Genomic DNA, 14990 nt, shown 5'->3' with positions numbered 1-14990 from the left:
GACCATTACAGACGAAAGAGGGTTTCGAATGAAAAACAGACATGCAACGCGCACCACGCTAATGGCGAGCTTGCTCGTGCTGACGATGATCGTCGTCGCGGCTTGCGGAGGCAACAACAACGGGGGCGGCACCAATGGCGGCAACAGCGGCGGAGCAGGCGGCGAGGAGCAAGTGACCTTGACGCTGTCGCATCCGTGGACGTCGCCGAACCCGGATAACGATGTGTACAAGGCGCGGATCGCGGCGTTCGAAGAAGCCAACCCGAACATTAAGATCGAACAAGACGCCGTTGCGGCGGCCCAATACAAAACCAAGCTGTTCACCCTGGCGACGGCCAACAACCTGGCCGACATCAACGTCGTATGGCCGGGCGCGGACCTCGATCCGCTCACAAGCGGCGATCTGCTGCTGCCGCTCAACGACTACATGGACAATTGGGACGGCCTCGTACGCGAAGGCTCGCTGACCGGCTACAATGTCGACGGCAACCAATTTGCCATTCCGACGAAGCAAAACTATGTCGATATCGTGTATTACAACAAAGAACTGCTTGCGCAAGTCGGTTATGACACTTTTCCTGAAACGTATGCCGACTTTATTGATATGGTGAAAAAACTGAAAGAAGCGGGCATCACGCCGATCTCCCTGGGCAACAAGGAAAAATGGCCGCTGCAATCGTCGTATATCTCCGTGCTGGCCCAACGCTTCGGCGGCGCGGACTTCCTGGAGAAGGTCGTCGCCGGCGAAGCCAAATTCACGGATCCGGAATTCGTGAGCGCCGTGGGCGTCATCGACGAGCTGACCAAGCTGGAAGCCTTTAACGTCGACGCCAACAACATGGATTCGGTGCAAGCGCAGGATTACCTGATTCAAGGCAAAGCGGCGATGCACATCTCCTCGGCGACGGTCGACGCGCGGATCCGTACGAACAACGAAGAAGGCGACAAATTCGGCATCGCGCTGTTCCCGTCGGTCGAAGGCGGCAAGGGCGAAGCCGGCATCGCTGCAGGCGTCTCGCAGTTCGGGATTGCCATTAGCAGCCAGCTTGACGAAGCCAAGCAAGAAGCGGCACTGAAGTTCCTGGAATTCTTCGTAAGCGAGGATCTGTATCAGGATTTGACCGCGGCAGGCATCCTGGTGCCGGCGGACATCGAGCCAAACTCGGATATCAATCCGTACCTGCAAGAGATGATGGAGCTGACCAGCAAAGGCTCGACGCCGGTATTCGACGCGGTCGTCCCGACCGCAGCGGCCAAAGAGCTGGAAAACGGCCTGCAGGCAATTACAATCGGCCGCAGCACGCCTGAAGAAGTCGCAGCCAGCACGCAAGACGAACTGGGCAACTAAATAAGCGCGGCTGTCGCTGCGCAAGCTAGACCATGTGAACCATGGGCCGCCGAACCCGGAATGCGCCGACCGCGCTTTTAGTCAGCGCGATGACGATGGGCGCGGCGGCCCTTTTATTTCTCCACTTCGAAGGAGGGAGCCTAGTGCACACCCTGAAACGAACGAAGCTTGCCATTTTTGCCGGGCTGCTGCCCTCGCTGATCATCTATATCGGCATAGCCGTCGTTCCGATTGCCATGTCCTTGTATTACTCCTTTTTTGATTGGGACGGCATCACAGCGAAGGAATTCGTCGGGCTCGGGAATTTTACAGAAATGCTTCAGGACGATATTTTTTGGCTGTCGGTCAAAAATAACGTTATCATCATGCTGACCGGTCTCGTCGGGCAAATCCCGATCGGCCTTCTGCTGGCCCTGCTGCTTAATCGCAGCTTGCGCGGCACCAGCTTTTTCCGGACCGCCGGTTTTTTGCCGGTCGTCATCTCCTCCGTTATGGTATCGCTCATCTGGGGCATGATTTACAACACGGAGTACGGATTTCTCAACAGCTTCCTCAGCGTCATCGGCCTGGAGTCGTGGACGCGCAACTGGCTCGGCGACCCGGCCTGGTCGATGGCTTCGATCAGCGTCGCCTACATTTGGCAGAACTGCGGCCTGTACATGGTCATTTTCCTGGCGGCGCTGCAGAGCATTCCGCAGGAGGTCAACGAGGCGGCCGAGCTCGACGGCGCGACCGGCCTGCGACGCGTGCTGAGCATCACGATTCCGATGATTCGCGCCACCATTCTCGTCTCCGTCGTATACAGCATCAGCAATTCGTTCCGCGTCTTCGACCTGGTGCAGATTCTGACCGGCGGCGGACCGGCGCATCAGACCGAGGTTATGACCATTTACATGTACAACTCGGCCTTCCTCAGCCGCGAGTTCGGCTTTGGCAGCGCGGTGTCGATTTTGATATTGCTGTTCAGTCTGATTATTATCAGCACGATCAACCGCTTTGGACGCGAGAAGGACGTCTGATCAAGGAGGAGTGTAACCGATGGAACGAACATCCCCGATTATGCGCATTGCGGCTTACGTCTTTTTGCTTTTGTTCGCCGCGTTTAATATCATCCCGTTGTTTTACATGGTCGTCGGCTCCTTCAAGACGGAGTCCGAGTATGCCAACAGCCCGTTTTCCCTGCCCGAGGTGCTGCAATTCTCCAATTACTCGCGCGCCTGGGAGATTGCCAACATGAGCACCTACTTCATGAACAGCATTATCGTCACCTTCGGCTCGCTGATCGTGACCGTCGTGCTGGGCGCATTGGCTGCGTTTTTCCTGTCGCGGTTCAAGTTCAAGCTGCGCGGCTTTACGTACGCGTTGTTTTTGCTCGGCATGCTGGTGCCGATCCATGCGACCTTGATTCCGATTTTCATGCTCATGAAAAACATCGGCCTGCTCGACACCTATTTCTCGCTGATTTTGCCGTATACGGCCTTTCACCTGTCGCTGACCATTTTTATTCTCGAAGGCTTCATGCGCGGACTGCCGCGCGACCTGGAGGAATCGGCGGTCATGGACGGGGCGGGCGTATACCGGATTTTCTGGTCGATCATCTTCCCGATTACCCGGCCGGCGCTGGCGACAGTGGTCATTCTCAACTTCATCTACAACTGGAATGAATACCTGTTTGCGCTGGTGCTGATCAGCAAGGAAGCCGTCAAAACGCTGCCGCTCGGCATTGCCAGCTTCGTCGGCATCGAGACCGCGAATTTGACGCTGCAGATGGCTGCCCTTACAATAGCCCTAATCCCGATTTTGATTTTTTACCTGCTGCTCCAAAAGCAGCTGGTCAACGGCATGACGGCGGGTGCGGTCAAAGGCTAAACGGCCCGAAGACCGCCTGCCCGCCCCGGGGAGGGCGTAGGGGATGCGAAGCAAATTTCGGCTGTTTCAAAGCTTTGGACTCAAGCGCAAGGCGCTCGTGATCTTTCTGCTGCTCGTTATCGTGCCGACGCTCGGCGTCGGCGTCGTGGTGCAGTACAAGTATGGTCAGATTCTGCACGAGCAGTTCGTCGACTCGACGATACGCAACCTCGACGCGGTCGCCAATCAGTTGGAGGAGCAAACGTCGATGATCGAGGATATTGCCAATTACCTGATCTTCGATCCGGCCCTCAATGCGTATCTTGGCGCCGACACGTCGGACTATAACGAGCAGCGACAATCGTGGAAAGAAACGGTGGAGGGCTTTTTGACCTTTCACTTGATGTCCAAAACCTATATCCGCTCGCTGGCCATCGAAGGGTACAACGGCGGCCGAATCGAGATCGGCGAGCCGGTCACCAGCGACGAGACGCGCTGGCTCGAAGAAGCGGCGGCCCGGCAGGGACGAGTCGTCTGGAGCGAGGGCTATACGGCGCGCAGTGCCTGGAACGGCGAGGTGCGCGTCGTCTCGCTGTTTCGCGTGCTCAATGAATACCGCAATGTGAGCAATCCGCGCGGCAATCTCACCATTCGATTGGACGAGAGCAGCATCATCCGCCTGCTGGAGAATCAGCTGTATCAAGGGCTGGGCAAGGTGTACGTGCTCGGACCCGCCGGGGAGCGGGTCGTGACGACGAGCGGCGAGCTGCAGGAAGATCTCGTGCCGCAGGATGCGCTGGCCAGCCTGAACGAACGGCGTGTGCGCTACCAGACCTACGAGGCGGGCGGCCAGTCCTACATGACCTTCTCGCGGCAGATGCCCAATACGGGCTGGACGATCCTGACCGCGATTCCCGAATCGACGGTCAACGCGCAGTCGGTCAATGTGCGCTTGATTATGGGCGCCGTCCTGCTGGCGATCCTGCTGCTGGCGGTGCTGGCGCTGGTGGGCTTCCATTATACGATCATTCGGCCGATCCTGCGGCTCAAGAACGAGACGAACCGGGTCAAGCTGGGAGACTTCAGCGCGCGCGTGCCGGTCGAGTCCAAGGATGAAATCTCCGATCTGAACCGCAAATTCAACGAGATGGTGCTGACCATTCAGCAGCTCATCGATCACAAGTACAAGCTGGAAATCCGCGAGCGGGAGTCCGAGCTCAAGCTGCTGCAGAGCCAGATGGACCCCCATTTCCTGTACAATACGCTCGACATGATTCGCTGGACGGCGCGGCTGGAGAAGGCCGGGCGGACGAGCCAGCTGATCGAGACGCTGTCCCGTTTTTTTCGTTCGGCGCTCAGCAACGGCCAGTATACGACGACGATTCGTCAAGAGCTGGAATTCGTCGAAGCCTATTTGTACCTGCAGCAGCGGCGGCTCGGCAGCCGGTTTCGCTACGCGCTTTATACCGAGCACCAGATTGCCGACGCGGCTCTGCTCAAGACGACGATTCAGCCGCTCGTGGAGAACTTCATCAAGCACGGACTCAACCGCAAGGATAAGGATAATTTCATCGCGGTGCGCTGTTACAAGTCCGGCACGGCCATTCATATCGACGTCGAGGACAATGGCCAGGGCATCGCGCCGGACCAGCTGGAGCGGCTGCGGGCCGCGCTCGCGCAGCAGGACGAGCCGGGCGGCCGCTCGGGCGCGCTGCGCAACATACACGAGCGCTTGTCGATTTACTTTGGCAGCGGCTGCGGGCTGCAGCTCGTCGCCAGCGAGCCGGGGGGCGGCACGCTGGTCCGATTGACCATTCCCGATTCGAATCAATGGGAGGGAGAGCGACTTGAGTAACTTGTATGCGGAGCAGGAACGGCCGATCCGGCTGTTGATCGTCGATGACGAGCCGGTCATCTGCGAGGGGCTGCGGATGACGATCGATTGGGCCAGCCTGGGCGTCGCCGTGGTCGGCGAAGCCTACGACGGCGAGCACGCCCTTGAGCTCGCGCAGCGCGAGCGGGCGGAGCTGGTGCTCAGCGATATTCGCATGGACGGTATCGACGGTCTGCAGCTGGCGGAGCGGCTCCGGCAGGTCAGCCCGGACACGCGGATCGTCATGCTGAGCGGGTACGAGGACTTCGAGTATGCGCGCCAGGCGGTGCGGCTCGGGGTCGAGGACTACCTGCTCAAGCCCGTCGATATCGACGAGCTGAGCGATGTCGTGCGCCGCGTGGTCGCGGACATTCGCAAGGAGGCGCTGGGCGGCGTGCGGGAGGAGGATCTGCTCTGGTTGGCCGGCATCGTCCGCGGCGCGCCCTCCAAGGCCGCGCCGCCCGGACGGAGTCATTGGCACGGCGCGGCCTTTCGCATCGTCGGCAGTCAGCTCGCTTCGTTCGCCGACAGCTATGCGAAGCTGTCGGCGGACGACAACGAGGCGCTGCACGAGCGCTGGGAAGCGGCCGTGCGGGGGACCTTGGTCGAGCGGGGGCTGCGCGCGCTGTCGGTCTTCGATCACCCCAATCTGATGTTCACGCTCATCATCATCGACCGCAGGCAGGACGACGCCTGGTGGCAGGAGCTGCTGGAGGCGGTCGCGGCCAGCTGGCCGGGTGCTGAGCCGCTCTACTGCGCGCTCTCGGAGGCGTTCGAGCGGCTCGAGGACACCGCTGCGGCCGCCGATCACGCGCGGCTGCTGCTGCAGTATTATGCGCTCGAGCGACGTCCGGTGCTGCTGCCCTCCGAGCCGGCGCCGCAGCGCGAGGAGCAAGGCGAGCCGCTGGACGAGCAGGATTGGGTACAGCGCATGGTGGCCGCTCTGTACCAGCAGGACGCAGAGGCGGTGCGCACCGAGCTGGACGGGTTGTTCGCCTCGTTGGAGGGGCGCAGGCTGCTGCTGCACGAGGCGGTGTCGGTCTATATCGAGCTGATGGTCGTGCTGCGGCGGCGCTTGCGGCGCAGCGGGCTGGAGGAGGTCGAGCGGGCGCAGCGGCCCGTCATCGATCTGCTGCTGCACAATAGCTACGACAGCGTGCGCGAGCTCGCCGTGAGCGAGGCGCTGCAGCTGATGGAGCTCGTCGAGTCGAGCGGATTGGACAAGTCGTATTGGGTTGTGGAGAAGGCCGTCAAATACATGCGCGAGCGCTCGACCAGCGACCTCAAAGCGTCGGAGGTGGCGGCGTGGCTGAAAATCACGCCGAGCTATTTCAGCTTTTTGTTCAAGCAAGGCACCGGCCGCAGCTTCACCGAATATATGAACGAGCTGCGCATCAATCAGGCCAAGGAGCTGCTGGCGACGACGCCGGACAAAGTATTCGAAATTGCCGACCGGGTCGGCTATCGGGAATACAAGTATTTCGTCTCGGTATTCAAGTCGGTGACCGGCATGACGCCAAAGGAATATCGGACCCGCATGGCGGGGCGCTAACCCGTAGCGGCAGGGAGAAGGGGAGAATCGAATGACCATCTATCAAGACGCCGGCCAGTCCATCCGTGCTCGTGTCGAGGATCTGATCGGCCGTATGACGCTGCGGGAGAAGGTCGGTCAAGTCAATCAGCATATGTACGGCTGGGACGCCTATACGCGGAGTTCGGAAGGAGAGCCTGAGCTGAGCGAGGCGTTCAAGCGGCATGTCGAGTGGGGCGGCGGGATGGGGGCGCTGTACGGGCTATTCCGCGCCGATCCGTGGTCTGGGGTCACCTATGCCACCGGGATCCCGACGGCGGACAGCGCCCGCTTCGTCAACCGGCTGCAGCGCTACGTCATGGAGCATACGCGGCTCGGCATCCCCGTGCTGCTGTCGGAGGAATGTCCGCATGGCCATCAGGCGCTGGACGGGACGCTGCTGCCGGTCAATCTGGCCGTCGGCGCGACCTGGAATCCCGAGCTGGCCGGGCGCGCCTACGCCGGCGCGGCGGCGGAGATCCGCGCGCGCGGCGCGCATCTGGCGCTCGTCTCGGCCCTCGATATCGCGCATGAGCCGCGCTGGGGCCGCACCGAGGAATGCTACAGCGAGGATCCGCATCTGGCGGCCCGCTTCACCGCCGCGGTCGTCACTGGCATGCAGGGCGCGCAGCCCGGGCAGCTCGCGGACGCGGACAAGACGGCCGTCATCCTGAAGCATCTAGCCGCCCAAGGGGCGTGTCAAGGCGGGCACAATGCCGGGCCGGTGCCGATCGGCGAGCGCGAGCTGCGCGAGATTCATCTGCCGGGCGCCCTGGCCGGGCACCGGGCCGGCGCGGCCGGCTATATGGCCGCTTACAATGAGATCGACGGCGTCCCGTGCCACGCGAGCAGCATGCTGCTGCGCGGCGTGCTGCGCGGGGAGTGGGGCTTCGACGGCATCGTGATGGCCGACGGCACGGCCATCGATCGCCTGCTGGCGCTGGCCGGCGACGAGCCGGGCGCGGCGGCGCTGGCGCTGTCCGCGGGCGTCGATATCAGCCTGTGGGACAAGGCGTTCACGACGCTGGAGGAGGCGGTCCGGGCGCGCCGGGTGAGCGAGCATGTGCTGGACGGGGCCGTGCGTCGCGTCTTGACGCTCAAGTTCGAGCTCGGCTTGTTCGACCGGCCTTATGCCGACGAGGCGCGCGTCATGCAGCAGATCGGCACGCCGCAGCTCAAGGCGATCAATCTGCAGTTGGCCCGTGAGTCGGCGGTCCTGCTGCGCAACGAAGCGGGGCTGCTGCCGCTCGGGGAGCAGCCGCGGCGAATTGCCGTCATCGGGCCGAATGCGGACAAGCTGTACCACCAGCTCGGCGACTACACGAGCGTGCAGGCGCCGGGCAGCGGCACGACTGTGCTGGAGGGCATGCGGCGCCAGGCCCCGGCCGGCACGGAGATTGTCTATGCGGCAGGCTGCGGCGTGCGCAGTATGGATGCGACCGGCATCCCCGAGGCGGTCGCCGCCGCGGAGCAGGCCGAGGTCGCCGTGCTGGTATTGGGCGGCAGCAGCGCGCGCAACTTCGATGCGACGTTCGACAGCAACGGGGAGGCGATCATCTTCGAGGGCGCGCCGCCGGATATGGATTGCGGCGAAGGCGTCGATCTGGCCGAGCTGCGGCTGGGGGGCGTGCAGGAGCAACTGGTGGAGGCGATTCATCGCACCGGCACGCCGATCGTCGCCGTGCTCATCCAGGGTCGCCCGCACGTGCTGAGCGGCATCGCGCCTTATTGCCAGGCGATGCTGGTCGGCTGGTACCCCGGTCCCGAGGGCGGCACCGCACTGGCCGAGATTGTGTACGGCCGCGTCAATCCGAGCGGCAAGCTGCCGGTATCGCTGCCGCGCAGCGCAGGACAACTGCCGGTCTATTACAATCAGAAGAACGTCGGCCGTCCGCGCCCGTATACCGATCTGCCCGAATCGCCGCTCTATCCGTTCGGCTACGGGCTGAGCTATACGCGCTTCGCCTACGGCGCAGCCGCCGTTTATCGTCAGCAGGACGCCGCTGCCGGACCGAGAGCGCAGAGCGGTGCCGCCGCAGCGGACCAGTCGGCGCTCGTCTGCCCGGCCGCCGACATTGAGGCCGGCGCAGCGGTCGAGGTGGCCGTCGAGGTGAGCAATGCCGGCGAGACGGCCGGTGCGGAGACGGTTCAGCTGTACATCCAGGCCAGCGAATCGGGCATCACCCGGCGCCGGCTGGAGCTCAAGGCGTTCCGCAAGGTCGAGCTCGCGCCCGGCGAACGCACGCAAGTGCGTTTTTCGCTGGCCAAGGAAGAGCTGGCGATCTGGAACCGCGACATGACCTTTGCCGTCGAGCCTTGCCGCGTGCGGCTGATCGTCGGCCCCGACGCGGCGACCGCGGCCGCCGAGGCCGAGCTGCGACTCGTCTGAGCGAGGGCTTCTAAATCGTCCACTCGTCGTTGATGAGGCCGACCAGCTTCCATTCGCCCTCGTACGACTCGAATACGAGCCGCAGGCTATGCCAGTCCAGACCGCCATACTGCGCGTTCTGGCCGTCGAAGTGATACTCGACGACAATCGCCCCGGGATACACCGTACGCACATTGTTCAGCGCATTGCCGCTGAACAACTGCTTGTTGTAGCTGGTCTGATCGGCTTCGCGGTAGTCGAGCGGGTAGACGAAGCGCTCATAATATGCCCCGAAGTCCATCGCAATCGGCTCGCCCGAGCCGTCGAAGGCGCCCCAGACGCGCGACTGCGGATCACCGAGCGCATCCTCCAGCTCCGCAGGCATCAGGCGGACATCAGCCGTCGCGTCGATGTAGCTGTAGGGCGTGAAGCGGACGCCCTTCTCCGGATGCACATATTTCGCCAGCGTCTGCATCTCTTCATCCGCCAGCGCCGCCAGCACCTTCGCTTCCAGCCCGTCGAGCTCATGCTCCGCCTCGTCCGGCGCCATCGCCGCGTCGCGGTTGCCGGCCGTATGAATGTATACGATGCCATTGTAGGCGTCCCACGCGGCGCTGCCGCCCAGCCCTTCGGCAATGTACCGGGCCGGCAGGAAGATCCGCCCGCTGCGCAGCGTCGCTGTCGTATCCATCTGCACCGTCTCGCCGTCCACCTGGAGCATGGCCTCGTTCAGCCTGATGACGACGGTATGCGCCGCATCCGAGATGACGGCCTGCTTGGCCTGGTTGTCCCAGGAGATGCCGCCCTCCGGCACGCCCATCGCCCGCGCCAGCAGCGAGGCGGGCACCATAGTGCGACCGTCCGCGTTCAGATAGGGTCCGGGCTCGCCGGACGCCGATGTATAGATCAGCCCGTCAACGGCCAGCTTGACCTCGCGCACCGATTGCCGCATGCCGGGCGGCTCCTCGGCCGCGACTGCGGCCGGCGCCGCCAGCAATACGGTCAGGCCGAGAATCGAGGCCGCTGCGCTGCGTCTTCGGCTGCTTCGTTGCTTGAGCAATTCAATCCCTCCTTCGAAAAACGTAGAAAAACACCCTATATATCATTTAAACCGCCTGCAATAGCGCTGAAACCGGCGAATACGAACCGCCGCGCCGTTGAAACTTTCAGACAATTCGATTACCATACAGTTGTTCATGTTTAACGGTTTACAAAATCTTAAGAAGAGGATGTGGTGGCTCAGTTGAGCGGCACAAGATTACTTATTCAGCATTTCAAACGGTACGCTTGGTTCTATGTATGCGCTTTTTCACTCATGGCTTCGGCCAACGTCATTTATGCTTTTTTTCCCAAGGTGCTCGGGCAATTCACCGATGAGCTGGAGCGCAACGGACTGACGCGCGACGCCATTAGCGGGTACAGTCTCATCCTGCTGGCCATCGGCGTCGGGTACGGGGTGTTGTTCGGACTCGGGCAATATTTGAATCACCGGCTGGGGCGAAGATTCGAATTCAATTCCAGGCAAAAGCTGTTCAACCATTTCACGCGTCTGAGCGAGCAGTATTACTCCAAAAACGGGATCGGCAAGCTGCTGAGCTACGTCATGAACGATGTGACGGTCGTCCGGGAATCGATTGCCAACAGCACCAATCAGCTGACCAACGCGAGCGTGCTGCTCGTCTCGGTCGTCGTCATGCTGGTGCTCGGCGATATCCCGCTGCAGCTTATTTTGGTGTGCGTGCTTCCCCTGCTGTGCATTCCGTTCCTCGTCGTCTTCTTCGGGCCGCGCATCCGCGAGCGCTCGCGGCGGGTGCAGGAGGCGCTGGGCGAAATGACCGAGTCGGCGGAGGAGCAATTCGGCGGGATCCGCGTCACCAAAACGTTCGCAATCGAGTCGATTGCACAGCGGCGCTTCGGCGAGACCGTCGATCACATCAAGGACAATCAGCTCAAGCTGGTGCGCATGACGGCGATGTTTCAGGCGATCATTCCGTTCACCGGCGCGGCCTCGCTCGTCATCGCGATCCTGTACGGCGGGTATCTGACGATTCACGACGCGCTGACGCTGGGCGAATTCGTCGCCCTGACGCTCTATCTGCGCATGATCATGAACCCGCTCCAGCAGATCGGCAACGTCATCAATACGATGCAGCGCGCGCGGGCCTCGCTCGACCGGCTGAACCGGCTGCTCGACGTCAAGGCGGACATCCTCGAATCGGAGCAAGCGACGCCGATGATCGCCGGTGCGGGCGATCTGACGCTCCGCGGACTCTCCTTCGCCTACCCGGACGCCTCGCGTCTGGCGCTGGAGGAGATCAGCCTGCATGTCCCCAGAGGCCGGACCCTGGGCATCGTCGGCCGGACCGGCAGCGGCAAGTCGACGCTCGTCAAGCTGCTGCTGCGCATCTACGATCCGCCCTCGGGCACCGTACAGATCGGCGGGACCGACATCCGCGAGCTGACGCTGGAGAGTCTGCGCACGCAGATTGCGTATGTGCCGCAGGACGGCTTCCTGTTCAGCACGACGATTCGCGACAATATCGCCTTCTATGACCGCAGCGCCGGCCAGTCCAACGTCGAGCGGGCAGCCAAGCTGGCGGAGGTATACGACAATGTGGCCGGCTTCGAGGACCGCTTCGAGACCAAGCTGGGCGAACGCGGGCTGACGCTCTCGGGCGGACAGCGCCAGCGGACCTCGCTCGCGCGGGGGCTGATCAAGGACGCGCCGATTCTCATTTTGGACGATAGCGTCAGCGCGGTCGACGCAGTGACGGAGACCAATATTTTGCGCAATCTGCGTCAGGTGCGGCAGGACAAGACGACCCTGATCATCGCGCACCGCATCAGTGCGGTCAAGCATGCCGACGAGATCGTCGTGCTGGAGGAAGGCCGCATCATCGAGCGCGGCACGCACGAGGAGCTGCTGCGCAAGCAGGGCTATTACGCCTCGCTGCATGAGATTCAAGAGGAGGGACGCTCGCATGGCTAAGGGCGGTGACAGTACGGGCGAGGCGGACATTAATCCGAATTATGAGGTGACCAAGGAGCAGCGGCGCCAGGCGTTTCGCGCCATGTTGGCGTATGCGAGGCCGCACCGGTTGCTCTTTGCCGCCGTCTTCTTTTGCGCGATCTTCGCCATTTCGGCCGATCTGATGCAGCCGTTGCTCGTCAAGATCGCCATCGACGAGAATGTGCTATTCGGCGCGCACGGCATCGGGCAGCTGTTTTTGCTGGGCAGCATTTATTTCGTACTGGCTGTCGTCAGCATGATCTTTACCTATCTGCAGGCCAACCTGCTGCAAAAGGCCGGACAAAGCATCGTCGCGGCCTTGCGCAAGGACCTGTTCAATCATATCTCGCGACAGTCGATGTCGTTTTTCGACCGCCATCCGATTGGCAGTCTCGTCACCAACGAATCGAGCGACACCGAGACGATCAACCAATTTTTTACCCAAGTGCTGCTTAGCCTTGTACGCGATGGCTTGTCGCTGATTATGATTATCGGCTTCATGTTTTTTCTGGACGTACAATTGGCCTTGTACTGCATGATTTTGCTGCCGCTGATCGCCATCATTGCGATCGCGTTTCGGACGATGCTGCGCAGCGCCTACCAGCGCGCGCGCACGCAGCTGTCGCGGCTGATTGCGTTTTTGGCGGAGAATTTGTCGGGCATGAGCCTGATTCAGTCGTTTCATCAGGAGAAGGAGCAGGTCAGCCGCTTCTCCAGGCGCAACGAACGTTATTTGAAGGAAAGCTTGCGCGAGGTGAGAGCGACGGTCATCTTCAACCGTTCGTTTGACATTCTGGGCAACGTCTCCGTCGCGGTGGTCGTATGGATCGGCGGCATCGCCGTGTTCGACCAGCAGATCGAATTCGGAGTACTATACGCCTTTATCAGCTATATTCGCCAGTTCTTCCAGCCAATCAACCAGATCACTCAGCAATGGAACACCTTGCAGTCGACGCTCGTCTCCGTCGACCGGCTGTGGCGTATCTTCTCCGAGCAGCCGGATGTGCGGGATCCCGATCCCGAGACGGCGCAGCGCGGCGCGTTGAAGCGGGTCAAGGGCAAGGTCGACTTCAATCGCATTCGCTTCTCCTACACGGACAAGACAGACGTGCTGCGGGATCTGGAGCTGCATATCGAGCCGGGGGAATTCATCGGCATCGTCGGCACGACCGGCGCGGGCAAGAGTTCGCTCGTCAATCTGCTGACCCGCTTCTACGACGTCAAGCGCGGCAGCGTGGAGATCGACGGGATGGATATCCGGCGCTTGCCGCAAAAGGAGCTGCATCGCATTGTCGGGCTCGTGCAGCAGGAGCCCTACCTGTACTCGGGCACGATTATCGACAACGTGCGGCTGTTCGACGAGAGCGTCACGCGCGACGCGGTGATCGAGGCTTGCCGCCTGGTCGGGGCCCAGCCGATGATCGAGCGGTTGCCGCACGGCTATGAGACCCGGCTGTCCGAGCGTGGCAGCGGCCTGTCGGCGGGGGAGCGGCAGCTCATATCTTTTGCGCGGATCCTCGTCTACCAGCCCAAGATTCTGATCCTCGACGAGGCGACCGCCAATCTCGATTCGCATACCGAGCGCTTGATTCAACAGGCCTTGAATGTGGTCGCGGAGGGCCGTACGACGCTCGTCATCGCGCATCGGCTGTCCACGGTCAAGCACGCCGACCGGATCATCGTTATGCGCAACGGCCGGATCGAGGAAGAAGGCCCGCACGAGCATTTGCTTGAGCTCGGCGGCTACTATGCCGATCTGTACCATCATGCCTTCCACGGCAGGTCGGCGTACGAGGGCGTCGGCGGATAACAGGCGAACGACCCGGGCGTGGGCGGCCGCCCAGGTGCAGCCGAGCAACCGCCAGGGCACTTGAGCGGCCGCCCAGTGCAGCCGAGCAACTGCCCAGTGCAGCCGAGCGGCCGACCAAGTGCAGCTGAGCGGCCGGCCCAGTGCAGCTGAGCGACCGGCCCAGTGCAGCCGAGCAACCGGCCCAGTGCAGCCGAGCAACCGGCCCAGTGCAGCCGAGCAACCGCCATGGATGCCCGAGCGGCTGCCCCAAAAGATGGGGACAGCCGGCCGCAAATGGTTTTTTCAGGAAAACAATCTCTAGTCGGTCGTGGACGCTGATTATCGTCTGAATACTGTCTTGAACACAGCCTCAATACGGCTTGAATACCCGTCTGAGTGCGGTCTGGGTGCAAAGGAGATGCCTCCTTTGCACCTAAAAAAACCGTTTGCATTCTGCGAATGTCTGTGATATGATCAGTGCACGTTGTCAAAAGGGTAACCAATTCGCATATTGAAAAGGGTTAGCATTTTACAATGACACCTTTTTCAATATGTGAATTTTTGTTCTCAAGCAAAAAATGAACATGTTAATTTACACCCATTTGGAGGTTAGAACACATGCAACAAGGTACTGTTAAGTGGTTCAATGCGGAAAAAGGCTTTGGCTTCATCGAAGTTGAAGGCGGCAGCGACGTATTCGTTCACTACTCCGCAATCACTGGCGAAGGCTTCAAAACGCTTGACGAAGGTCAGCAAGTTGAGTTCAACGTTGTTCAAGGCAACCGCGGACCGCAAGCTGAAAACGTCGTAAAACTGTAAGACAACACAATGAAAACGGCTCGGCCATTTGGCCGGGCCGTTTTTTAATTATGCGTAAAAGAGAAATCCGCTCCGGCGGCAGAAATAAGCGCAAAATGTGAGGCTACTCAGCGGAATCCGCTCCGGCGGCGGAAATAAGCGTAAAATGTGAGGCTACTCAGCGGAATCCGCTCCGGCGGCGGAAATAAGCGCAAAATGTGAGGCTACCCAGCGGAATCCGCTCCGGCGGCGGAAATAAGCGCAAAATGTGAGGCTACTCAGCGGAATCCGCTTCGGCGGCGGAAATAAGCGCAAAATGTGAGGCTACTCAGCGGAATCCGCTCCGGCGGCGGAAATAAGCGTAAAATGTGAGGCTACTCAGCGGA

General features: G+C 61.2%; 10 protein-coding genes. 9 read left to right on the top strand and 1 reads right to left on the bottom strand.

What is annotated here, in order from left to right:
• Window positions 1-28 precede the first annotated feature (28 nt).
• From IDH44_RS11380 to IDH44_RS11355, 6 genes are all read left to right on the top strand, one after another.
• Window positions 29-1348 (top strand): extracellular solute-binding protein, encoded by a 1320-nt coding sequence (locus tag IDH44_RS11380; protein WP_223869598.1) that lies wholly within the window; start codon window positions 29-31, stop codon window positions 1346-1348.
• Between the two features lie 143 nt (window positions 1349-1491).
• Complete coding sequence (locus tag IDH44_RS11375; protein ID WP_190917734.1) at window positions 1492-2367, top strand: carbohydrate ABC transporter permease; 876 nt, start codon at window positions 1492-1494, stop codon at window positions 2365-2367.
• A gap of 19 nt (window positions 2368-2386) precedes the next feature.
• A complete protein-coding gene (locus IDH44_RS11370) occupies window positions 2387-3217 on the top strand; it encodes a carbohydrate ABC transporter permease (RefSeq protein WP_190917732.1) in 831 nt (276 codons plus the stop codon).
• 43 nt (window positions 3218-3260) lie between these two features.
• A complete protein-coding gene (locus IDH44_RS11365) occupies window positions 3261-5051 on the top strand; it encodes a cache domain-containing sensor histidine kinase (protein WP_190917730.1) in 1791 nt (596 codons plus the stop codon).
• Window positions 5044-6621, top strand: coding sequence for a response regulator (locus IDH44_RS11360; RefSeq protein WP_223869597.1), 1578 nt, complete (start codon window positions 5044-5046; stop codon window positions 6619-6621). Before IDH44_RS11365 ends, IDH44_RS11360 begins: the two co-directional genes overlap by 8 nt.
• A gap of 31 nt (window positions 6622-6652) precedes the next feature.
• Window positions 6653-9028, top strand: coding sequence for a glycoside hydrolase family 3 N-terminal domain-containing protein (locus IDH44_RS11355; RefSeq protein WP_190917727.1), 2376 nt, complete (start codon window positions 6653-6655; stop codon window positions 9026-9028).
• Window positions 9029-9038: 10 nt separating this feature from the next.
• Here IDH44_RS11355 and IDH44_RS11350 read toward each other — a convergent pair whose 3' ends face one another.
• The gene (locus IDH44_RS11350; protein ID WP_190917725.1) at window positions 9039-10067 is read right to left on the bottom strand and encodes a copper amine oxidase N-terminal domain-containing protein; all 1029 of its coding nucleotides are present in this window, start codon (window positions 10065-10067) and stop codon (window positions 9039-9041) included.
• 183 nt (window positions 10068-10250) lie between these two features.
• On the opposite strand from IDH44_RS11350, the gene IDH44_RS11345 reads away from it, so the two are divergent.
• The 3 genes from IDH44_RS11345 to IDH44_RS11335 all read left to right on the top strand — a co-directional run bounded on the left by IDH44_RS11345 (window position 10251) and on the right by IDH44_RS11335 (window position 14625).
• Window positions 10251-11996 (top strand): ABC transporter ATP-binding protein, encoded by a 1746-nt coding sequence (locus IDH44_RS11345; RefSeq protein WP_223869596.1) that lies wholly within the window; start codon window positions 10251-10253, stop codon window positions 11994-11996.
• Window positions 11989-13827, top strand: coding sequence for an ABC transporter ATP-binding protein (locus tag IDH44_RS11340; protein ID WP_190917723.1), 1839 nt, complete (start codon window positions 11989-11991; stop codon window positions 13825-13827). Before IDH44_RS11345 ends, IDH44_RS11340 begins: the two co-directional genes overlap by 8 nt.
• A gap of 597 nt (window positions 13828-14424) precedes the next feature.
• Complete coding sequence (locus IDH44_RS11335) at window positions 14425-14625, top strand: cold-shock protein (RefSeq protein WP_190917722.1); 201 nt, start codon at window positions 14425-14427, stop codon at window positions 14623-14625.
• Window positions 14626-14990 lie beyond the last annotated feature (365 nt).

This window comes from Paenibacillus sabuli (assembly GCF_014705605.1).
GTDB classification, from domain to species: domain Bacteria; phylum Bacillota; class Bacilli; order Paenibacillales; family Paenibacillaceae; genus Paenibacillus_D; species Paenibacillus_D sabuli.
The sequence above is the reverse complement of the archived record's forward strand: the minus strand, read 5'-3'. Positions and strand labels throughout refer to the sequence as shown.